This window comes from Lysinibacillus sp. 2017, from assembly GCF_003073375.1.
GTDB lineage: Bacteria > Bacillota > Bacilli > Bacillales_A > Planococcaceae > Solibacillus.
This window is the reverse complement of sequence record NZ_CP029002.1, coordinates 2,428,623-2,449,795: the sequence shown is the minus strand read 5'-3', so window position 1 is coordinate 2,449,795 and position 21,173 is coordinate 2,428,623. Positions and strand designations below refer to the sequence as shown.

Here is a 21,173-nt window from a genome sequence, read left to right as displayed (position 1 = left end):
TGTTCGGGGCTAAACGGACGCTTTAGCGCTTTTGTTCTGACAACGGAAGTGAAATTTTGTACGATTTCTTTAATAAATAACTGAAATTGGGGTGGGATTGAACTATACGAACAACAACGATCATAGTGAATAAAAAGGTCAAATGAATAAATTCATATAGTTAGCGATATATATTTAAGAAGTAGTTTTGTAGGAGGAAATTTACAACACTGCCTCTTTTTGTTTTAAATCAATTGTTTTCAGGGTATTTTATAGAAATAGCAAAGTTAGGAGGAATCGAAATGAGTTTAACCTATCAAAATATTTTGGTTGCTGTAGATGGTTCCAATGAGGCTGATTTAGCATTTAAACGAGCAATTCAAATTGCCATTAATAATAACGGCTCGCAATTGTATATTGTTCATGTAATCGATACCCGTGTATTCGCTGTGTATGAATCATACAATCGCGATTTTGCAGAACGAGCAAATGAATTGGCAACGGAAAAGCTAAAAGGCTATGAACAACAGGCGGTAATTGCTGGAGTAGAAAAAGTTGAGACTATCATTGAATATGGATCACCTAAGGACATTATTGCTCGAGATATTCCGAATATGAAACAAATTGATTTAATTATTTGTGGTGTAACGGGAAGAGGGGGAGTTGAACGATTTTTAATGGGCTCGGTGTCAGAATCAATTGTGCGCAGTGCAAAATGTGATGTGCTTGTTGTCCGAAATTTATTATAAATGAAAAAAGGAAGTGCTTTAGATCAAAAAGCACTTCCTTTGTTTTTATAGAGTAGCTAAAAAATAGCCAATAAAGGCAAATAGAACACCTAAACAAATGGAACTAATTAAATAGCCAATGGCAATTTGATAGTTTCTTTTTTCAACAAGTTGAACCACTTCAAACGAAAAAGTTGAAAAAGTTGTAAACGCACCTAAAAATCCAATAGCAAACAGTTGGTGGAAGGCATTTGTTAGTTCAAACCCAAAGATAAGTCCAAGTAATAAAGAACCGATACAGTTGATGATGAATGTTGCAAAATAGCCGGGTTTTTGCAATTTTTTTTTTATATATTCGCTGAATGTAAACCGGCCAATCGCTCCGAAAAAGCCGCCAATTGCAACAAAAATCATGTGGAGATTCCTCCTTTACGACCAAGCATTAGACCAATGAAACTAAGTAACACGCAGCCAATACCACTCAAGAGCATATAAAGAATGGCTAGTAAGATTTCCTGCTGTTCGAATAATATAAATCCATCTACACTAAATGTCGAAAATGTAGTAAAGCCACCTAAAAAGCCTGTTGTTGCCCCTAGTTTTATAACGGGACTTCGATCGAACAATTTCTTTCCAATTAGAAAGGCAAATAAAAAACTGCCACCCCAATTTATGAGTAATGTACTATATGGGAAAATCGATGATGTCAAAAATGCCTCTCCTATAAAAAATCGAAGTAACGCACCAAGAGCACCACCAATACCAACTGCAATCATCGTCATTTCATCACCTCAGTATATTACGTTATAGCTTATATTTTGAACCGAATTTTTGAAAATGGAAACCTTTATTTTTCCGTACCGTCTAAATGTTGATTAATGTGAAGTCTCCTCTTTTTTCAGCGTGCGCACAGTGTTATACTAAAAGGTATGATTCGGGTAGATTAAATAAATTACATATTTAGAAAGGGGAGTTTAAATTGCGAAAATTACCGCAAAATCGTGCAGCGAGTCCGAAAGCAAATCAAGCAAGTCTCACATTTCGGATGAACGTCCTTTTCTTTGCAATATTTGTGCTTTTCTCAGTATTAATATTCCGTTTAGGTTATTTACAAATTGTAAATGGCGAGGATTACGTACGAAAATTAGAGCAACAAGAAGAAGTACGGGTCAATACAAGTGTGCCACGTGGACGTATTTTTGACCGTTATGGACGAGTTTTAGTAGATAACGAACCAGAAAATGCGATAACGTATACGAAGATGCAGACAACAAAGTCTGCTGAAATGCTTGAAATTGCTGAAAAGTTAGCGGGATTAATTGATCAGCCAACGGAAAAAGTTACACATCGTGATAAGCTCGATTTCTGGATATTACGAAATCCAGATAAAGCGAAAGAAAAAGTAACGCAAGAAGAAATGACTAAATTCAGTCAACAAAACGAAGAGCTTGAACAAAAGGAAATTAATGCAGAATATGATCGTCGTCTCCGCGAACGTATCACAGATGCAGAACTAGCTCAGCTTTCAGATTTAGATTTAGAAATGCTTGCGATTTATCGTGAAATGACAACTGGCTATAACTTATCACCTCAGATTATTAAAGGGGAAAATGTAACTGCCGAAGAGTTCGCACGAGTTTCCGAACAGCTATCTGAATTACCGGGGGTTAATACAACAACCGACTGGAAACGTGTTCGATTATCTTCATTAGCAATTTTAGGACGAACTACGATTCCAAGTAAAGGTGTCCCTAAATCAAAACTAAATTACTATTTAGCACGTGATTATTCACGTAATGATCGTGTCGGAGAAAGTTATTTCGAAGCGCAATATGAAGAGATTCTTCAAGGTGAAAAATCGGTTGTGAAAAACTTAACAAACAAAAAAGGTCAAGTTGTTGAAACGATGACAACTTTTGCTGGGGAACCAGGTAAAGATTTAGTCTCAACAATTGATGTGGAGCTACAAGCGAAGGCAGAAGAAGTAATGGAACAGAAATTACTCGAACTAAAAGCTATGGGTGGTTCCTATTTATTAGACCGAGGATTTTTCGTTATGATGAATCCAAATACGGGAGAATTATTATCTGTCGTTGGTAAAAAGATTGAGTACGATGAAGAAACAGGCAAACCTTATATTCTAGACTATTCATATGGGGCATTTACTACCGCCTATGAAGCAGGTTCTTCTGTTAAAGCAGCAACTGTTTTAATGGGATATAATGAAGGTGTTATTAAACCTGGTACAGTAATGCTCGATTCACCAATGCATATTGGTAATTTGACATTGAACTCACTATTCAATGAATCAGGTAGTCTTATGATCGATGATTTAACCGCATTAGAGCGTTCATCAAACGTCTATATGTTTAAAGTCGCGATGGGTGTTGGTGGGCGTTCTTATACACCAGGTATGCGTTTTAGCTTGAATTCAGATACATTACAAACGATGCGTAATGAATATGCACAATTTGGTTTAGGTGTTCCGACAGGGATTGATTTACCTGGTGAAACAACGGGTTATCAAGCAAACCCCGATACAGATGTTAAGTTATTAAACTTAGCAATTGGTCAGTTCGACACGTATACACCGATGCAATTGGCACAATATATTTCTACAATTGCCAATGGTGGTTATCGAATTCAACCACGTATGTTAAAAGAAATTCGAAAACCTTCTACGGATGGTGAAAACTTAGGTCCCGTAGTTGAAGAAATAACACCAACTGTTTTAAATAAAATTCAAAACAGCAAAGAAGAAATTGATCATGTTAAAGAGGGGCTATATCGTGTATATAATGGGTCAAACGGTTCAGCCCGTAGTGCATTTGCGGATGCGAAGTACACAGCTGCAGGTAAAACAGGTACTGCCCAAGTAGTATACTATGGCCCACAAAAAGATAAATACGGTACAGATACAATTAACAATGTTCATGTTGGATTTGCACCATATGAAAATCCTGAAGTGGCCTATGCGGTCATTTTCCCATGGTCTACAACGAACTTCTCTGTTCACTTATCTCAAGCGAACAAAGCAGCTCGAGAAATCTTAGATTACTATTTTGAGTTGAAAGAGAAATATGCTAAAGAAGGTTTAACAACAAGTGACGTTGAAAAACCAATTATTAAACATTCTGATGAAAAATTAGAAGAAGATGAAGAAGAACAAAAAGTAAATGAATAATAAATTTCCCGTAGTTTGAACGCTACGGGATTTTTTAAAGGAGAAAAAAATGCGTAAAAAAGCTTTTAATGCCATCATCATCATCGGGGCAATCAGTAATGCCATTATCTTGGCGAATATGAATACACCGATTTGGCTCATTATTGTCATGTCGATTGTATACATAGCGATTTTTACAGGAGCGATCTATTTAATGGAACCCCGTCTTGTTAAAATGGAACGCCAACAAAACTTAAAAGCTTACCCGTTTTTAAGAGAGTTATTGGATGCCAAAAAAATGACGATTACATTGCGCGATGGCATTATTCTATATAATGCTACATTTGAAGGGTATAAGAGTAAACGAGATGCGACAACATTGTTAATTCATGTACATACAGTAAAAACAAAAAAGGCACCATCATCTATAACAGAACATGAAATAAAACTAATGGATATTAAGTCTATAAAAAAGGTTCAATAAGGTTATGAGAGACAATTTGCAAAATACCAATGCAAATTGTCTTTTTTATTGAATAAGAGACATCAATTCGTGCGATATTAGCACGAATTATATTTTTGTAATATTTACAATCTTTTACGGAGGCTTAACAAAATCTGGATATCCCCTCAATAAAGAATGTTTATAGTGAGAATTGTACTTAAAACATTTTGATAATAAATGGAGGAATTGCAAATGAAAAAGTGGCAGTACTTAACATCATCGGCATTACTTTGTTCGGCATTATTTTTAGGGGCATGTGGAGAAGAAAATGATGCTTCATCCGCAGAAGGAACTACAGATCAATCGGAATCAGGCAATGTTCAATTATCAGGTAGTGTAACAGGCGATGGTTCATCAACGGTAGCGCCAATCACGGAAGCAATCGTTGAGGAATACGCAGCTGTACAAAAAGATGTACGTGTAGCAGTTGGTGTTTCGGGTACTGGCGGCGGATTCGAAAAATTTATCAATGGAGAAACTGATTTTTCCAATGCATCACGTCCAATAAAAGATTCTGAAATAGAAGAATTAGCTGCTGCAGGAATTGAATTCACGGAATTTGAAATAGCATACGATGGATTGTCTGTAGTCGTTCATCCAGAAAATACATGGGCAAAAGATTTAACGGTAGAACAATTAAAACAAATTTGGATTGAAGATGGCACGACAAAAAAATGGTCGGATATTGACCCGTCATGGCCAGCAGAAGAAATTGTGTTCTATTCTCCAGGATCAGATTCAGGAACTTACGATTACTTTGATGAAGTCATTTTAGATGGGGAAGACATCGTGAAGGCTGCAACTTTATCAGAAGATGATAACGTACTAGTACAGGGCGTTACGGCAGATAAAAATGCGATTGGTTACTTCGGTTATGCGTATTACCTTGAAAATAAAGACAAGCTACAAGTTGTATCTGTTGATGGAATTAAACCAACAAATGAAACGATTGAATCAGGTGAATATTCTCCATTATCTCGTCCACTATTTGTCTATGTTAAAAATAGTGCTATAAAGGAAAATGAAGCAACCTATGATTTCATAAAATTTACACTTGAACATGCAGGAGAAATGGCAGAAGTTGTTGGTTATGTAAGCTTACCCGCTGAAAAATATAAAGCCAGCTTAGAGGATCTAGAAGGCTTAAAATAATCCACATTAAAGGTTGTTAGAGGTAGACTGCCTTAGCGCCTAATTAGTTTGGAAGGAGTTTTCACCAATGACAACAAAACAGCAGGAAAAACCTTCAGTGCAGCAATTAATTGTCAAATCTCATAATCGCAAAGGAAAGAAAACGATAGAAAAGCTCGTACCAGTACTATTATTTTTAACCGCAACAATATCGGTACTTACAACGTTTGGCATTGTTTTCACGCTCATCTTTGAAACATTTGAATTTTTTTCACGCGTCTCATTAATGGATTATTTATTTGGCAAAGAGTGGCTTCCGTTTTCAGGAAAAGAACCGTTGTACGGTATATTACCGCTCCTACTTGGGACATTTAAAGTAACATGTATCGCGCTATTAGTGGCTGTTCCATTTGGATTAGGTGCCGCCATTTATTTGAGTGAATATGCTTCAGAACGTGTTCGTAAAACTGTCAAGCCGATTTTAGAGGTGTTGGCAGGTGTTCCTACAATTGTTTATGGATTTTTTGCCCTGACATTTGTAACGCCTATTTTACAAGTAATTGTACCAAATTTAAAGATTTTTAACGCTGTAAGTCCAGGGATGGTTGTAGGGATTATGATTTTGCCAATGATCATCTCCATGTCTGAAGATGCGATGAGTTCGGTACCTAGTTCGATACGAGAAGGTGCATTTGGATTGGGTGCGACCAAATTTGAAGTTGCGACTAAAGTCGTGCTACCAGCAGCTTTGTCGGGAATTGTTGCATCTATTGTGCTAGGCATTTCCCGGGCAATTGGAGAGACAATGATTGTTTCACTAGCTGGTGGGGCAACACCAAAATTCGACTTTGGCTTTACAGACTCCATCCAAACGATGACCGCTTATATTGTACAAGTTACTACAGGAGATGCAGGTTATGGCACAACGATTTATTACTCGATCTATGCAGTTGGTTTTACGTTATTTATCTTCACATTAGCAATGAATTTACTAGCGACTTACATTTCAAAACGCTTCCGAGAGGAGTATTAACATGCGCTATTTGCAACATGATTTAGTGATGAAACGAATGAATAAGCGGCTTCTTTCCAATAAAATTTGGAAAATGATGTTTATGATTGTAACAAGTTTTGCCATGATTGCTCTCGTAATATTACTTTACCGAATTGTATCACAGGGTTTAAGTTATTTGGATTTTGATTTTCTTATGAATTTTGCTTCGCGTATTCCTGAAAATGCGGGGATAAAGGCTGCACTTGTAGGTTCTCTATGGTTGATGTCAGTTGTAGCGCCAGTTTCGATTGTTATTGGGGTTGGTACTGCGATTTATTTAGAGGAGTATGCAAGACAAAATAGGCTAAATGATTTTATACGCGTGAATATCTCAAATTTAGCAGGAGTACCTTCCATTGTGTTTGGATTATTAGGGTTAACGATTTTTGTGAGGCTATTTGGATTTGATAAAAGTATATTGGCCGCTGGATTGACGATGAGTTTGTTAATTCTACCTGTCATCATTGTAGCAGCTCAAGAGGCCATTCGTGCGGTCCCTAATGAACAGCGTGAAGCATCTTACGGGATTGGTGCAACAAAATGGCAAACAATTGTACGTGTCGTATTACCTTCAGCTATTCCAGGTATCGTAACAGGAAGCATTTTAGCTTTATCTCGCGCGATTGGTGAAACAGCACCACTTGTTGTCATTGGTATACCTGTCATTCTACAATTTTTACCTACAGGTTATTTGGATACATTTACAGCGTTGCCTATGCAAATTTTCGATTGGGCCAAGCGTCCACAAGAAGAATTTCAGTTCGTAGCATCAGCAGGAATCATCGTTCTGTTGGTTGTATTAATTTCGATGAACTCCGTTGCTATTATTATTCGAAATAAATTTCAAAAACGTCACTAGGAGTGAAGAGAAGTGGTCCATATTTTAATGAAGACGATGGAAAAGGAAAATATCTTGCATTTACCTGAAAATAAATCGACGGTTATGCAATCAAATGGCTTTAATCTTTGGTACGGTGAACATCATGCGTTAAAAAATATAAATTTAGACATGAAAGAAAATGAAGTGACGGCAATTATTGGACCTTCAGGGTGTGGAAAATCGACATATATTAAAGCGTTAAATCGTATGGTCGAACTTGTACCAGGAGTCCGTACTACCGGGGAAATCAACTACCGAGGACGTAATATTTTCGATTCTAAGTTTGAAGTAGAAGAAATTCGTACGAAAGTGGGAATGGTTTTTCAAAAGCCAAATCCATTCCCAAAGTCGATTTATGATAATATCGCTTATGGTCCCCGCATTCACGGGATTAAAAACAAAAAGATATTAGATGAAATTGTAGAAAAATCCCTATGTGGCGCGGCGATTTGGGATGAAGTGAAAGATCGTTTACATCAAAATGCATATAGCCTTTCAGGTGGTCAGCAGCAACGCATTTGTATTGCTCGTTGTTTGGCAATTGAGCCAGATGTTATTTTAATGGATGAGCCAACGAGTGCACTGGACCCAATTTCAACATTAAAAATAGAAGAACTCGTACAAGATATGAAGAAGTCCTATTCCATTGTTATTGTCACGCATAATATGCAGCAAGCAGCGCGAATAAGTGATAAAACCGCATTCTTTTTGAATGGGGAAGTTATCGAGTTTGATCGAACAACTAAAATTTTCTCAACACCAAAAGATCAGCGTACAGAAGATTACATTTCCGGGCGTTTTGGTTAAACAATCCATTTCAGATTTCTAAAGTATAAGAGGGAAACTTCTTATACTTTTTTTATTTTGAAACGTAACCTATTTGGAAATCGTTTACAATGTAAGAAAGGAGGCAGGACGATATGAAGGTAGACATAGAACAAATCATTGATGAATATAGTGCACATTTACTGCGTCTTGCGTACTTTTATACGAAAAATATTCATGCTTCAGAAGATATTGTACAAGAAGTATTGATAAAATTTTATGAAGCGAATTATGAAGAGCAGGGTCAGTTACGAAGCTTTTTAGCAACGATGACCGTTAATAAAAGTAAAGATTATTTAAAAAGCTGGGCCTATAAAAAAATGCAATTTGAAACGAAATGGTGGATGAAAACAACGGACCGAGATCATGTCGTACAACTAGAGGAACGTTCAAGTATTGGTGCAGCGATTTTAAAGCTACCACTCAAATATCGTGAGCCGATACTTTTATATTATTACGAGGAAATGTCTGTTTTACAAGTAGCAGAAATTTTACAAATTAACGAAAATACCGTGAAAACAAGATTAAAACGCGCGCGTGACCAATTACGACCTGTACTAGAAGGAACATGGGAGGTGCTAAATCATGAATGAATTCAAAAGGGCGTTGATCGATGTTGCAGGGGACATGTCAGAAAGTGAAAAGGCCATAAAAAATTCCATTTTACATAAACAACCGCGTAAGAAGAAAAATTATATAGCTTATTATTTAATGCCAGTAGTTGTAGTGGCATTATTGATAGTTGCTGGTTTGCAGTTTATCCCCAAAGTAATGGATATTCGGCAAGCTGCACAGCCGACGAATGTATTGCTGTTTGAATTTTTGACGGTACTTGATGAACAAGGTAAACGAACGGAAGAGATTCTGCGTGCAAGTCCTTACTATGAAATGATAAGAATAATTGGTATCCCAAAATACGCACAAAGTATGGGCATTACGATTACAGATGCGGAAATCGAAAAAGGTACGGAAAATTTAGAAAAACTATGGCGTGAAATTGAACTACCGAAAGCTTTAGCAAGGGCAAATATTACCCAGAATCAATTTGATAAATCGATTGCACCGTTAATAATTGAACAAGCTGTCTATGCAGGAAAACTGCAAGAAAAATGGTTTAACGACTATCCGAAAATGGTTGTAGCGATTGCAGCGCTATATACGGATAGAAAGGCATTTTCGTATATGGATGAACATTACGAAACACAGTTAACTAAATTTAAAGAACAGCACAAAATCCCATCTTATCCAGAGTTAAAAAGTCTAGGCGTATCAGGTGCCGTTGTCGCAGTAGAGGATAATATGTTTTTACTGATTGAAAATACGACAGTAAATGAATACGCACAACTTTCAGAAAACTATGATTTTGAGGATATAAATGCAGCTTGGTTTATGAATGATCTGAATCAACCTGTAAAAGTTGGAGATTATGTTGACGTGAAAGAAGTATCGACTTCAGTGGAACGTATCGGGACTGAAAAAGTAAGCGTAGGTCTTCATACAGGTATTGAACTATTATTACCTAGCGAAAGAGCACATGAGATAAAGGAAATTCACTTATCAGAGGCCAATCTTCCGACATTTAATGAGCTATTTTCAAGAGCAGATTTCGTTCACCCAACAATGGCGAATATTTCTAGGGCTCCACTATATATCGTACAACTCGAAAATAAGTCTTATACGGTTTGGCAAAACAAAGCTGAACAACTATACATGAAGCGCTTTGGAGAAGTGGAAGTTGCTCAATTTACACGTTATACATCGAAAAAACTCCTTGCGCTCTTCCAACAAATTGAATCAAAGTAATTTATGTAATGAGTGCATACATGTTACAATAGAGGGAATTCAAATAAGTGAATGAACTTATTTAATCTAAAGGAGCATAACAAATGTTAAAAACAATCGTATTCGATCAATTAAAACAAGCAATGAAAAATAAAGACGTTCTGGCAAAAGGTGTCCTAACATTAATGAAGTCAGCACTAGATGCAGCGGAGAAAGAAAAAGGTTCAGAGCTAACACCTTTAGAAGAAACAGCAATTGTTAATCGTGAAATTAAACAAACGAACCAAGCATTAGAAGGTGCACAAAAAGCAGAACGTGCCGATTTAATTGAAAAAGAAGAAGCTAAATTAGTCATTTTAAAAAGCTTCCTACCAAAACAGTTAACAGAAGAAGAAATTATTGCTGAATTACAAGCTGCAGGTGTTGCTGCTGGTATGAATATGGGTGATGCAATGAAAATCGCGAAACCATTATTAAATGGTAAAGCGGACGGTGCCACTATTTCAAAAGTAGTAAAATCATTAATTTCTTAATTGAAAAAGGCTATGTCAAGATACATGGCCTTTTTCATCTAGTCATTTTTATACCAAATTAACTACGGTTACATAGGAGGATTCAAATGAATTTACATGATCAAATTAAATTGTACAAGCCATTTAATGAGCAAGAACAGAAGGATCGTGATTTAATTTTACGTGTGATGGTGACTTTGTCAGATGTTTTGACACGTAATAATGAGATTTTACATTTTACCTCTTCCGCATTTGTATTAAATCCAAGTCGTACGCATGTTTTAATGGTTTATCATAACATTTACAACTCATGGAGCTGGACGGGAGGACATGCAGACGGAGAACCAGATTTGTTTGAAGTGGCGAAAAAAGAGTTGATGGAAGAGACGGGTGTGTCTGAAGCAAAGGCGATTCAACAAGAGTTAATTTCGCTCGATATTCTACCAGTTATTGGTCATGTTAAAAACGGGAAATATGTAGCCCCACATTTACATTTCAATACAACTTACCTTTTTGAAGCGAGTGACGATGCGCAGTTTAAGGCTAAACTCGATGAAAATAGTGCTGTTGGTTGGATTGCTATAGATGAAATTCATGAAAAATGTACGGAACCACATATGATTCCTTTATATGAAAAGATTTTAGAAAAAGTAAAGCAACAGCAATTATAACGAAAAAACAACTTGACCGGTTAGCGGACAAGTTGTTTTTTTATTCGTCAAAATCAATCGGACGTGTGCGAATATGTTCATGATAGCGGCGTGCATCACGATAAGGAATCAATCGTTGTTGTGAACGTAAATCATCCATATCCATTAAAAATTGCTCAATACGTCCCCTCTGTAAATAGATGAGTCGTTGGAACGGGTTAATGGCAATTGCTTTTGAATATTTGCCGAAAAGTGTAAAGTTATGTCCTTGATTGAAGTATAAATTTAAAATAGCGCGGTTATGCGCAATGGCGTGCGGTGTATCACAACGATACCAAATATCTTTAAACGTTACACCAAGTAAAACAATGTATTCAATCGCATCTAGCACAGATATTTCCTTAAAGTTAGCTAACTGTTCAGACTGTATTTCGTAAATTTTAAGATTCGGGTCAAAAGCTAATAATTCATAATAAATAAGTGGAATTGGCGGTGATTTTGTCCGCTCTTTAGCCGCTATATTGGAAGGGGGACGTTTAGCACACAAAAATAAACTACTTTTTGCGAAATAGCTAATATCCTTTCCAATGACTTGTTGATGTTGAGAGTTTTCATAGATGACAGCATAATACATATCGCTAAATTCAATGATACGGTATAAATGATTATCATAATGGCTAGATTGGATATAATGTAAACAGCTATCTATCGTTTCAAAACCTTCATAAAAAGAATAACTTTTATAAATCGATAAAAGCCAATCACGACATAAACTATCTTCCGTTTCAAAGCCAACTGTTTCGTCTGAAATTGTTCGAGATGTGACTAATTTACCATCAAATTGACGTAAAAAACGATTCGCTAATAGATGCTGAATTAAGCGTATTTCATAATCTTCTTGCATAATGGTGGGGAGCAATAAAATCTTCCTTTCAGTAAATATTGAATTATTTAGATATATTAGATAGATATTAGTAATTATAGCACAAAATGCTAGGATCATAAGGCTAATTTGACTAGTTGTATGTTAATATTGCTTCTATTTATAGCGAGATTCTTTTTAGTTAATACGTGAAGTCTTTCAGTAAGCAGGAGCATTGATAAAATTATGAAGATCAGTGGGGATTTAAGCGGATATCGTAAATCAATAGAAATAATTGTTACTTTTGTGAAATAACGATCTTTAAACTTGAAAAGAAATCAAGTAGTAAAGCCAAAAAAATTAAAAGATACCCATACGAATTTGAAATAATTTCACAAAATTCTATAGCCGTGTGCTAAAATAACGTTGTATAAACAAAAGGGAGGCTGTTTTCCAATGGCAAAAAAAGTGAAAGAATATACAATCGCTCCTGAGCGTGTAGAAGAAGCGTTATTAATTCAAAATCGTATGATCATCGAATTATTTGTACAAGTTTTACACGAACAATTAGTAATCGAGCGTCCTACATTACATGAACGTATCGAAAACTTAATTGAGCTTTCAGATCACGATCGTGAATTAAAAGATACTTTACACGGTTTAACTAAAAAACTGTAATCACATACATTACGTATGGTGCGACATCCGATTTTTCGGGTGTCGTTTTTGTGTTTTTATAATAAATTTGACAAAGAATATTCTAAAATTGAAATACGTGAGTTTTAATTACTATTTTTTCGTTTCATTTTTCGCTATACTAACGATATTCATTTTAATGCGGTTATCAAAATACCGAAGATAAAATTAAACAATTTGATGGAGGGATTTCACATGACGAACGAGATTAAGACACTTTTAAACGATGAAATTCTTCATTTTTTATATAGCAATAATGCGTTCCAAGGGTTAACGGAAGAAAATCAGCAGCAGTTTTTAATTCGTTTTCAAACGAATGAGACATTCAAAGAAATGGTTGAGATTTCAATTGCTTTAGAAGAAGTGATTACGGAAGTTGAGGCGACTATGCCCAAAATACAAGATAAAGATTATGTATTTCAGCGGGAACAAAAACAATTGTTGAAGACACGAACAGTTGTATCAGAAAATGTCTATTACGTACCCTTCGATGAAATGGGGAAATTTTATTCACCTATTATTATCGCTGTTCAGCAATCCGAATCGATGGAGGAATTTGAAGCGTTTTGTAAGGGGATAATTTTGCCATTATTTAATTTAAGTGCACAGCAAAAGCGTGACATTATTCTTCTACCGTTCAGTGAAAATGTTCGCACACCGATTTGCTTTAAAAATGGGTTGTTGGAAGTTGATTTATTAGAAGTATTTATGAATGAAAATTATGGTGGGGAGGCAAAAATTGTACCCATACTTACTCAAGCTCTTGAAATGTTCCAACAAGATACGATTTGTAATCAGCGTGATTTAATGATTATAACGGACAACCAATTTACCGATTTTAATGAAATGCAGACAGCTGATTTTTCTGAGTCATTTGCTGAGTTAGACGTCGATGTTTCAGTCATTGCAATGAGTGAAGTTGATTTTGAAGTACAGCCGATTCCGTTTGCTGAAAAAGTATTTTTTGCTAATGAATAATGAATAAATAATAACGAATCCAAAACTGGGTTCGTTTTTTGCTTTTTTGAAAGGGAAAAGGGAGGGAGTTAGCGAATACTATTAATATATATAGAAAAGAAAGTCTAATTTAAGAAAGTGGAGTGTTACCATGTACGCAGCATATTGTCGAACTTTTCAAAGTTCATTGAAATTAGGAATGAAATTTATGGACTGGCGCAAACCAGAGCTTATAGAAGGTGAAAACAGTCTACTACAATTACCTGAGTTAATTAAAAGCTTAGCTTATCAAAAGTTATTAATCGTAACGGATGCTGGAATTTCAAAACTGAAGTTAATGGATCCGCTGTTAACAGAATTAGAAGGTAAAAATATTGACTATGTCATCTACGACAAAACAGTTCCCAATCCAACGTTCACAAATATTGAGGAAGCCTTACAGCTCTATCATGAAGGACAATGTGAGGCCATTATTGCATTTGGTGGTGGTTCTCCTATGGACTGTGCAAAAGCCGTTGCTGCAAAGGTGGCACGTCCAGAAAAAGAGTTAGCCCAACTAAAAGGGCTATTTAAAATTCGAAAAGAAATCCCAACATTATTTGCAGTGCCAACAACTGCGGGTACAGGTAGTGAAGGAACGGTTGCAGCTGTTGTTTCAAACAGTGAAACACATGAAAAATTTGCGATTAATGATCCCGTATTAATTCCCCATTATGCGGTATTAGATCCATTACTAACTGTGAATTTACCGAAGCATATTACGTCGACGACAGGGATGGATGCGTTAACTCATGCTGTTGAATCTTATATTGGACGTAGTAATACCGAGGAAACGCGTAAGTATTCACGTGAAGCGGTGAAAACTATTTTTAAATATTTATACCGTGCGTATGAAGACGGAACAGATATTGAGGCACGTAAACAAATGCAGCGTGCATCGTATTTAGCTGGACTTGCCTTTACACGTGCATATGTGGGCTATGTACATGCCATCGCGCATACATTAGGTGGCTTTTATCAGGTGCCACATGGTTATGCAAATGCTGTTATTTTACCGCATGTGCTACGCTTTTATGGGGATAGCGCGGCAAAACCATTAGCGGAATTAGCAAATTTAGTTGGTGTTGGTCAATTTGGTGATAGTGATGAAACAAAAGCGCAGTTATTTATCGAAGCCATCGAAGAGCTAAATCAAAAAATGGACATTCCGAAAAAAATCGAAGGGATTGTTAATCGAGATGTACCATTAATGGTAGAACGTGCACTTGATGAGGCAAATCCTTTATACCCTGTGCCAAAAATTGCGAATAAAGATGAAATGTTTTATTTATATCAAATTATTCAAGCATAAAATATTATTATAAATTGAAAATGGGATGTGAAGGCTAGTTTGCCCGACACATCCCGTTTTTTTTATTTTTCTAATTTGGAATCAAAGTAGTTTAGCAACCCTTGATAAATACCTAAAGAAGCTTGCTCTCGGTAATAGTCTGTTGTAATGGCACGCTCTTCAGATGGATTACTTAAATAACCAAGTTCTAGTAAAATAGCATTTTGTCGATTTTCACGAAGTACTAAATAATCTCCAAAACGCGAACCGCGATCTTTTAAGCTTACTTTTTTTGCGATACCTGCATGAACATATTCAGCTAATTCTTTTTGATAGCTGTTTGTGTAATACGTTGTAAAGCCGTGAACAGAACTATCCTCTAATGCATCATAATGAATACTAATAAAGGCGTCTGCTGCAAACTGATGTGAGATAGCCACACGTTTACGTAAATCAACAAATACATCCGATTCGCGTGTCATAATGACTGTCGCTCCAGCTGATTGTAATTTTGATTTTAAGAGTTCAACTGTTAGGAGATTGATATCCTTTTCGTCTGTTCCGCGTACACCAGTTGTGCCGCGATCATTACCACCGTGACCTGCATCTAAGACGATTGATAAGCCTTTAAGTGTCCCTTTTTTTCGGGTTTCCACTGCTTTAGTGGTAGTTTTTTGTGATCTGCTAGGATCGCTATTTTCGGTGACAACCCAATTGGCTACATAGGCTGTGTCGTTTTCATTTAAAGCGACTTTATACCAATCATCCTCTGTTTCAACGATTGTGTAAGTTCGACCGGCATCCGCACGTGTAACGACATTGGAAGCGGTAGAGGCACTTTCACGTAGGTTTGTCCCATTGTAAATAATAGTAACAGTCCCTTGAGTTTTTTTCGTTTCAGTCGTTTCTTTTACAGCTGTTTGTTTTGTAAAGGTTCCATAAAAACTATAAATCCAACCTTTTTTCCCTTTTTCATATTCAATTTCAACCCAATTGTGGTTGCGGCTAATGACCGTGAATTTTTGGTCTTTTGCGGCTACGCCTAATTTTTTCGAAGTTAAATCTGCTTTTTTTCGAATGTTAACGGCATTAACATTTACAGTAAACGTATTTGGATCATTCTCTGTTTGTTTTTCGGCAGACTTCTCTGTTGGTTTTTTCGACTCTTCACTAGAAGACTCTTTTAAAACGGTTTCTTCTTTCACTGTGACATAATCAGCAAACACCCAGCCAGAATAATCTTCATATTGAATTTGAATCCAGTCTTGCTCTTGACGAATATACTCACTCTCAGTACCAGAAGAAATTTTTGTTAAGACGGCAGCTGAAAGGGAAGGTTCTGCACGTAAATTAAGTGCATCTACTTTTGAGATGACTGTTTTTTTCGTCGCAGCCGCGGTTTTTTGAGTAGCAGACTTTACAAGCCAAGACGCAACCCATCCTTCTTTTTGACCCACACGTACTTTGTGCCAATCGCCTTCTTTTGAAATGGAAACGAGCGATTCGCCTTCTTTTAATGTTTCAATAATAGGGTATGATAAACCGGGTCCTTCGCGTAAATACAGAATTTCTGCATTAACAGTGAGTTCTTCTCCCTCTGCTGAAGCCTTTTTCAACGGTTGCATAACAGGGAGAAGTGTAGCTATGAATAACATGACGATAAAAAGAATCGACAAATTTCTTCTGTTCATAGTGACCTCCTTTTATTAATTTTTTGTGCTATATACGTGTATAGAGGCGTAAATGATTTATGATTGAAATGAACAACTGTGGAAAAAATTAGCAATCTATTCATTTTCTATGTACCCTCTTATTATAAGTTGAATTATGACGAAAAATATAGTTTTTTTTAAAATAGTTGACAATCGCGTGAGACATCATTAAGATTAGTGTTAATTTAACAAATGAAACATTGCCATTGACCAAATAAGTAGCGGTTGCCACTACTGATAAGAGAAGGAAAGACACCGGCTGAAATCTTTCCTACAGTAAGTAACATGTGAACAACACTTGAGAGGCGTTTCCTCGAAATTTTTAACAGATAGTAGGGGAAGACGGAATCGGCCGTTATCCGAATACGAGAGGATGTAGAAATACATCAATTAGGGTGGAACCGCGGAAGAACTTACAAGCTTTCGTCCCTTGCATTTATTTGCAAGGGACGAAAGCTTTTTTTTTCTGAATTTCGACTTTATTCTGGTCAAATAAGAAAGGAGTGCTTTTATGAATTTTAAAGTACCAAAAGGAACACAGGACATTTTGCCAGGTCAATCGGAAAAATGGCAGTATGTAGAACATGTCATTCGTGATTTATGCAATAAATATCGTTATAACGAAATTCGTACACCAATGTTTGAATCAACAGATTTATTTCATCGTGGTGTAGGGGACACAACGGATATCGTACAAAAAGAAATGTATACATTTACGGATAAAGGGAATCGTTCATTAACGTTACGTCCAGAAGGAACGGCTTCAGCGGTACGTGCTTACGTTGAACACAAAATGTTTGGACAAGCCGACCAACCAGTTAAACTTTACTATACGGGGCCAATGTTCCGCTATGAGCGTCAACAAGCTGGACGATATCGTCAATTCGTACAATTTGGTGTAGAAGCAATTGGTTCAGCAGACCCGGCAATTGATGCAGAAGTGATGTCACTTGCTATGGATGTTTATACAACACTTGGTTTAACGGATTTAAAATTAGTAATTAACTCATTAGGTGATAAAGAAACTCGCGATGCACACCGTAGTGCACTGATCGAACACTTTACACCAGTAGTTGGCGAACTTTGTAGTGATTGTCAAAGTCGCTTAGAAAAAAATCCATTGCGTATTTTAGACTGTAAAGTAGATGCAAAACATCCTGCAATGGCGACTGCACCTGCATTAACAAACTACTTAACAGAGCATTCAGCTGAGTACTTCACAAAGGTAAAACAATATTTAGATGTTTTAGGTATTCCCTATGAAGTGGATCCTAATTTAGTACGTGGGTTAGATTATTACAACCACACAGCATTTGAAATTATGATCACAGGTGAAGGCTTCGGTTCGATTACTACTTTATGTGGTGGAGGACGTTACAACGGTTTAGTAGAAGATATTGGTGGTCCAGAATCACCAGGTATTGGCTTTGCACTTTCAATAGAACGTTTATTATTAGCGCTTGAAGCCAAAAATATCGAGCTTGCTGTTGAAAATAATTTAGATATGTATGTAGTTGCGATGGGCGATGAAGCAAAACTAAAAGCAGTGGAACTTGTTAGTACTTTCCGTGCAAAAGGCATTTCAGCGGATATAGATTATTTAGACCGCAAAATGAAAGCACAAATGAAAGCTGCTGACCGTGCGAATGCAAAATTTGTGATTGTGCTAGGTGAGACAGAGCTAGAAGAGCAAGCAGTGAATGTGAAGACGATGGAAACGGGCAATCAGACGAAAGTGGAGTTTGGTCACTTGGTTCAATACGTATTAGAAAACAAATAGTTGGAGGAATCGAAATGGCACAAAGAACACATGCATGTGGCGCAGTAACAGCTGCACAAGAAGGACAAGAAATCGTATTAAAAGGTTGGGTACAAAAACGCCGTGACCTTGGTGGATTAATTTTCGTAGATATGCGCGACCGTGAAGGTATCGTACAAGTAGTATTTGGCGATCACGCGAAAGCAGCACTAGAAACAGCAGAAAAAATCCGTAGTGAATATGTAATTGAAGTAACAGGTAAAGTAGTTTTACGTTCCGGATCTCAAATTAACAAAAACATGAAAACGGGTGAAATCGAAGTTTTAGCTTCATCATTAACAATTATTAATGAGGCAAAAAACCCACCATTCGCTATTGATAACAACGTAGAAATCTCTGAAGAGCTACGTTTAAAATATCGTTATTTAGATTTACGTCGTCCAGTGATGTTTGACACATTTAAAATGCGTTCAGATGTAACACGTACGATTCGTAACTTCTTACAAAACGAAGGTTTCTTAGAAGTAGAAACACCAATCTTAACAAAATCAACTCCAGAAGGTGCACGTGACTATTTAGTACCATCTCGTGTACATGACGGTGAGTTTTATGCATTACCTCAATCGCCACAATTATTTAAACAATTATTAATGGTAGGTGGTTTTGAGAAGTACTTCCAAATTGCACGTTGTTTCCGTGATGAAGATTTACGTGCTGACCGTCAACCAGAGTTTACACAAGTCGACATCGAAACATCGTTCTTATCAATGGACGAAATCATTGCAATGAATGAACGTTTACTTACGCAAGTGATGAAAGACATTAAAGGAATCGATGTTGTAACACCATTCCCACGTATGAGCTACACAGAAGCGATGGATCGTTTCGGTTCAGATAAACCAGATGTACGTTTCGGTTTAGAATTAAAACAGCTTTCTGACATCGTGAAAGACTCTGCATTTGGTGTATTTGCAGGAGCAGTAGCAAACGGCGGCGAAGTAAAAGCAATTAACGTAAAAGGCGCAGCAGCGAACTATTCTCGTAAAGATATCGACGCTTTAGGCGAATTTGCTGGCCGTTACGGAGCAAAAGGCTTAGCTTGGTTAAAAGTAACAGAAGAAGGTTTAAACGGCCCAATCGCGAAGTTCTTTGAAGGCGAAGCCGCTACAGCGATTACTACTGCAACTGAAGCAGAAGCAGGAGACTTATTATTATTCGTAGCAGACAAATCATCTGTAGTAGCAGATGCACTTGGCGCGTTACGTCAAAAACTTGCTAAAGAATTAGGCTTAATCGATGAATCAAAATTCGAATTCTTATGGATCGTTGACTGGCCATTATTCGAATACGATGAAGAAGAAGGTCGCTATTATGCAGCGCATCACCCATTCACTCGTCCGTTCGATGAAGACTTAGAATTAATGAACACAAATCCTAAAGAAGTTCGTGCACAAGCATATGACATCGTATTGAACGGTTATGAGCTTGGCGGTGGTTCATTACGTATTTACGAACCAGACCTACAAGCAAAAATGTTCGAATTACTTGGCTTCACAGAAGAAGAAGCACGCGCACAATTTGGTTTCTTATTAGAAGCATTTGACTACGGCGTTCCTCCACACGGTGGATTAGCAATGGGTCTTGACCGTTTAGTCATGTTATTATCAGGTCGTACAAACTTACGTGATACAATCGCATTCCCGAAAACAGCAACAGCAAGCTGCTTACTAACAGCAGCACCATCTGGCGTATCGGATGCACAATTAGAAGAATTAAGCTTACGTATCGCACCTAAGAAATAATAATGAAGTAAAAAAGACGTTGAATCCAATGATTTAACGTCTTTTTCCTATTTTTTGTATAAAATCTAGTACTATAATAATATTTTCTAGTATTATGTATTTTTCGTTTGAATATTCAGAAAGTTGATGCTACTATATCAATAACACGAATCCTAAAATGTTCGTTAATGAATTGTTACTTAACACTTTTGACCGAACATTAAATCGTTGGGAGCTACTTATTATCGTAGAAGCAAACATGCCCCATTTTAGAGCGGGAAGTTTAACGCTACGACTAGTGCACCCCCCTTTTGTAATACGGGATCAAAACGATGTTTTTAACATGACGGCATATTTGGGATTCGTCTATTCCTTGTCTTACCCTTTTACAAATTGTAAAGGGGTATTTTTGTGTGCCGGGCATGTCTGTCAACTAGGTGATGAAAGTTCACTGTGGGCGTCAGGATATGCGAACCACTAGCTGAAAACAAGGGTGTCCGTGGTGACGCGGAATCTGAAGGAAGTTCGAGGCAAAATCTTGGTCTGAGGAACACGAATCGCATGAGGTTGTCTCATCTGGATAAGGTTGCAAAACAAACTGAAGTCCAAAATATCCTCGGAAAGATGAGGCGATAAATGCGGCAGATGGATGAGAGGAAAGTGGGCAGACTTACCCCGGGAGATCTGATGAATAACCCATAGAGGGAACCTGTACAGCGATGTACAACTGAATCATTAGAAGTCAGCAGAAGCCATAGTACCAGTAATGGGAAGGGCTGAACGAAAGGAGTGAACGTGTATAAGGGTATTACATGCGAATGATGACACAGAACTGAAAAGTCTATCCTACAGTAAGGTACGGAATAC

Annotated in this window: 20 protein-coding genes, 1 other RNA gene and 1 other annotated feature; of the genes, 17 read left to right on the top strand and 4 right to left on the bottom strand. The window is 36.9% G+C overall.

Translation table 11 applies throughout. From position 1 onward, the window contains the following. Window positions 1-281: 281 nt before the first annotated feature. Window positions 282-728 (top strand): universal stress protein, encoded by a 447-nt coding sequence (locus tag DCE79_RS11930; RefSeq protein ID WP_108713258.1) that lies wholly within the window; start codon window positions 282-284, stop codon window positions 726-728. Between the two features lie 45 nt (window positions 729-773). On the opposite strand, the gene DCE79_RS11925 is transcribed toward DCE79_RS11930, so the two are convergent. Both DCE79_RS11925 and DCE79_RS11920 read right to left on the bottom strand, forming a co-directional pair. After that, window positions 774-1,121 (bottom strand): fluoride efflux transporter FluC, encoded by a 348-nt coding sequence (locus DCE79_RS11925; RefSeq protein WP_108713257.1) that lies wholly within the window; start codon window positions 1,119-1,121, stop codon window positions 774-776. Beyond that, the gene (locus tag DCE79_RS11920; RefSeq protein ID WP_108713256.1) at window positions 1,118-1,489 is read right to left on the bottom strand and encodes a fluoride efflux transporter FluC; all 372 of its coding nucleotides are present in this window, start codon (window positions 1,487-1,489) and stop codon (window positions 1,118-1,120) included. Before DCE79_RS11920 ends, DCE79_RS11925 begins: the two co-directional genes overlap by 4 nt. A 197-nt stretch (window positions 1,490-1,686) precedes the next feature. Between DCE79_RS11920 and DCE79_RS11915 the strand changes: the two genes are divergently transcribed. From DCE79_RS11915 to DCE79_RS11870, 10 genes are all read left to right on the top strand, one after another. Continuing rightward, on the top strand, window positions 1,687-3,891 hold the full coding sequence (locus DCE79_RS11915; protein ID WP_108713255.1) for a penicillin-binding transpeptidase domain-containing protein: 2,205 nt from the start codon (window positions 1,687-1,689) through the stop codon (window positions 3,889-3,891). 49 nt (window positions 3,892-3,940) lie between these two features. Beyond that, complete coding sequence (locus DCE79_RS11910) at window positions 3,941-4,354, top strand: response regulator (protein ID WP_108713254.1); 414 nt, start codon at window positions 3,941-3,943, stop codon at window positions 4,352-4,354. A gap of 213 nt (window positions 4,355-4,567) precedes the next feature. Further along, entirely contained in the window at window positions 4,568-5,527 is a 960-nt protein-coding gene (locus tag DCE79_RS11905; RefSeq protein WP_108713253.1) for a PstS family phosphate ABC transporter substrate-binding protein, read from the top strand. A 67-nt stretch (window positions 5,528-5,594) separates the two neighbouring features. Continuing rightward, entirely contained in the window at window positions 5,595-6,539 is a 945-nt protein-coding gene (gene pstC / locus DCE79_RS11900) for a phosphate ABC transporter permease subunit PstC (RefSeq protein WP_108713252.1), read from the top strand. A 1-nt stretch (window position 6,540) separates the two neighbouring features. Next, on the top strand, window positions 6,541-7,419 hold the full coding sequence (gene pstA / locus DCE79_RS11895; RefSeq protein WP_108713251.1) for a phosphate ABC transporter permease PstA: 879 nt from the start codon (window positions 6,541-6,543) through the stop codon (window positions 7,417-7,419). Window positions 7,420-7,455: 36 nt separating this feature from the next. Continuing rightward, the gene (gene pstB / locus DCE79_RS11890; RefSeq protein WP_369916815.1) at window positions 7,456-8,247 is read left to right on the top strand and encodes a phosphate ABC transporter ATP-binding protein PstB; all 792 of its coding nucleotides are present in this window, start codon (window positions 7,456-7,458) and stop codon (window positions 8,245-8,247) included. A 113-nt stretch (window positions 8,248-8,360) separates the two neighbouring features. Continuing rightward, window positions 8,361-8,858 carry a sigma-70 family RNA polymerase sigma factor gene (locus DCE79_RS11885; protein WP_108713250.1) on the top strand — a complete coding sequence of 166 codons (498 nt, stop codon included), beginning with the start codon at window positions 8,361-8,363 and terminating at the stop codon, window positions 8,856-8,858. Then, window positions 8,851-10,068, top strand: coding sequence for a mechanosensitive ion channel domain-containing protein (locus DCE79_RS11880; protein WP_108713249.1), 1,218 nt, complete (start codon window positions 8,851-8,853; stop codon window positions 10,066-10,068). Before DCE79_RS11885 ends, DCE79_RS11880 begins: the two co-directional genes overlap by 8 nt. A gap of 83 nt (window positions 10,069-10,151) precedes the next feature. After that, window positions 10,152-10,580 (top strand): GatB/YqeY domain-containing protein, encoded by a 429-nt coding sequence (locus DCE79_RS11875; RefSeq protein ID WP_108713248.1) that lies wholly within the window; start codon window positions 10,152-10,154, stop codon window positions 10,578-10,580. 86 nt (window positions 10,581-10,666) lie between these two features. Beyond that, window positions 10,667-11,230, top strand: a complete 564-nt coding sequence (locus tag DCE79_RS11870; protein ID WP_108713247.1) for an NUDIX hydrolase — start codon at window positions 10,667-10,669, stop codon at window positions 11,228-11,230. Between the two features lie 40 nt (window positions 11,231-11,270). Here DCE79_RS11870 and DCE79_RS11865 read toward each other — a convergent pair whose 3' ends face one another. Next, entirely contained in the window at window positions 11,271-12,113 is an 843-nt protein-coding gene (locus DCE79_RS11865; RefSeq protein ID WP_108713246.1) for a hypothetical protein, read from the bottom strand. Between the two features lie 414 nt (window positions 12,114-12,527). Here DCE79_RS11865 and DCE79_RS11860 point away from each other — a divergent pair, with 414 nt between their 5' ends. From DCE79_RS11860 to DCE79_RS11850, 3 genes are all read left to right on the top strand, one after another. Then, a complete protein-coding gene (locus tag DCE79_RS11860) occupies window positions 12,528-12,749 on the top strand; it encodes a phosphate-starvation-inducible protein PsiE (protein ID WP_108713245.1) in 222 nt (73 codons plus the stop codon). Between the two features lie 213 nt (window positions 12,750-12,962). Then, a complete protein-coding gene (locus DCE79_RS11855) occupies window positions 12,963-13,745 on the top strand; it encodes a vWA domain-containing protein (RefSeq protein ID WP_108713244.1) in 783 nt (260 codons plus the stop codon). Window positions 13,746-13,875: 130 nt separating this feature from the next. Then, window positions 13,876-15,075, top strand: a complete 1,200-nt coding sequence (locus tag DCE79_RS11850) for an iron-containing alcohol dehydrogenase (protein WP_108713243.1) — start codon at window positions 13,876-13,878, stop codon at window positions 15,073-15,075. Window positions 15,076-15,137: 62 nt separating this feature from the next. Here the strand turns inward: DCE79_RS11850 and DCE79_RS11845 are convergent, their stop codons facing one another. Further along, entirely contained in the window at window positions 15,138-16,745 is a 1,608-nt protein-coding gene (locus DCE79_RS11845; RefSeq protein ID WP_108713242.1) for an N-acetylmuramoyl-L-alanine amidase family protein, read from the bottom strand. A 218-nt stretch (window positions 16,746-16,963) separates the two neighbouring features. Then, window positions 16,964-17,200 (top strand) — a binding site (T-box leader). Between the two features lie 77 nt (window positions 17,201-17,277). On the opposite strand from DCE79_RS11845, the gene hisS reads away from it, so the two are divergent. The 3 genes from hisS to ssrS all read left to right on the top strand — a co-directional run bounded on the left by hisS (window position 17,278) and on the right by ssrS (window position 20,672). Continuing rightward, the gene (gene hisS, locus DCE79_RS11840) at window positions 17,278-18,546 is read left to right on the top strand and encodes a histidine--tRNA ligase (RefSeq protein ID WP_108713241.1); all 1,269 of its coding nucleotides are present in this window, start codon (window positions 17,278-17,280) and stop codon (window positions 18,544-18,546) included. Between the two features lie 14 nt (window positions 18,547-18,560). Next, a complete protein-coding gene (aspS, locus tag DCE79_RS11835; protein WP_108713240.1) occupies window positions 18,561-20,327 on the top strand; it encodes an aspartate--tRNA ligase in 1,767 nt (588 codons plus the stop codon). Window positions 20,328-20,473: 146 nt separating this feature from the next. Next, window positions 20,474-20,672, top strand: a non-coding RNA gene (gene ssrS, locus DCE79_RS11830) — 6S RNA. The last annotated feature ends 501 nt before the right edge of the window (window positions 20,673-21,173 follow it).

Excerpts from the sequence above, each read along its gene's own strand:
- DCE79_RS11865 (WP_108713246.1), bottom strand. The coding sequence starts at position 12,113 with ATGCAAGAAGATTATGAAATACGCTTAATTCAGCATCTATTAGCGAAT.
- aspS (WP_108713240.1), top strand. The coding sequence starts at position 18,561 with ATGGCACAAAGAACACATGCATGTGGCGCAGTAACAGCTGCACAAGAA.
- DCE79_RS11845 (WP_108713242.1), bottom strand. The coding sequence starts at position 16,745 with ATGAACAGAAGAAATTTGTCGATTCTTTTTATCGTCATGTTATTCATA.
- DCE79_RS11920 (WP_108713256.1), bottom strand. The coding sequence starts at position 1,489 with ATGACGATGATTGCAGTTGGTATTGGTGGTGCTCTTGGTGCGTTACTT.
- pstA (WP_108713251.1), top strand. The coding sequence starts at position 6,541 with ATGCGCTATTTGCAACATGATTTAGTGATGAAACGAATGAATAAGCGG.
- hisS (WP_108713241.1), top strand. The coding sequence starts at position 17,278 with ATGAATTTTAAAGTACCAAAAGGAACACAGGACATTTTGCCAGGTCAA.
- DCE79_RS11930 (WP_108713258.1), top strand. The coding sequence starts at position 282 with ATGAGTTTAACCTATCAAAATATTTTGGTTGCTGTAGATGGTTCCAAT.
- DCE79_RS11850 (WP_108713243.1), top strand. The coding sequence starts at position 13,876 with ATGTACGCAGCATATTGTCGAACTTTTCAAAGTTCATTGAAATTAGGA.
- DCE79_RS11925 (WP_108713257.1), bottom strand. The coding sequence starts at position 1,121 with ATGATTTTTGTTGCAATTGGCGGCTTTTTCGGAGCGATTGGCCGGTTT.
- DCE79_RS11860 (WP_108713245.1), top strand. The coding sequence starts at position 12,528 with ATGGCAAAAAAAGTGAAAGAATATACAATCGCTCCTGAGCGTGTAGAA.
- DCE79_RS11905 (WP_108713253.1), top strand. The coding sequence starts at position 4,568 with ATGAAAAAGTGGCAGTACTTAACATCATCGGCATTACTTTGTTCGGCA.
- pstC (WP_108713252.1), top strand. The coding sequence starts at position 5,595 with ATGACAACAAAACAGCAGGAAAAACCTTCAGTGCAGCAATTAATTGTC.
- DCE79_RS11910 (WP_108713254.1), top strand. The coding sequence starts at position 3,941 with ATGCGTAAAAAAGCTTTTAATGCCATCATCATCATCGGGGCAATCAGT.
- pstB (WP_369916815.1), top strand. The coding sequence starts at position 7,456 with ATGGAAAAGGAAAATATCTTGCATTTACCTGAAAATAAATCGACGGTT.
- DCE79_RS11885 (WP_108713250.1), top strand. The coding sequence starts at position 8,361 with ATGAAGGTAGACATAGAACAAATCATTGATGAATATAGTGCACATTTA.
- DCE79_RS11880 (WP_108713249.1), top strand. The coding sequence starts at position 8,851 with ATGAATGAATTCAAAAGGGCGTTGATCGATGTTGCAGGGGACATGTCA.
- DCE79_RS11870 (WP_108713247.1), top strand. The coding sequence starts at position 10,667 with ATGAATTTACATGATCAAATTAAATTGTACAAGCCATTTAATGAGCAA.
- DCE79_RS11875 (WP_108713248.1), top strand. The coding sequence starts at position 10,152 with ATGTTAAAAACAATCGTATTCGATCAATTAAAACAAGCAATGAAAAAT.
- DCE79_RS11855 (WP_108713244.1), top strand. The coding sequence starts at position 12,963 with ATGACGAACGAGATTAAGACACTTTTAAACGATGAAATTCTTCATTTT.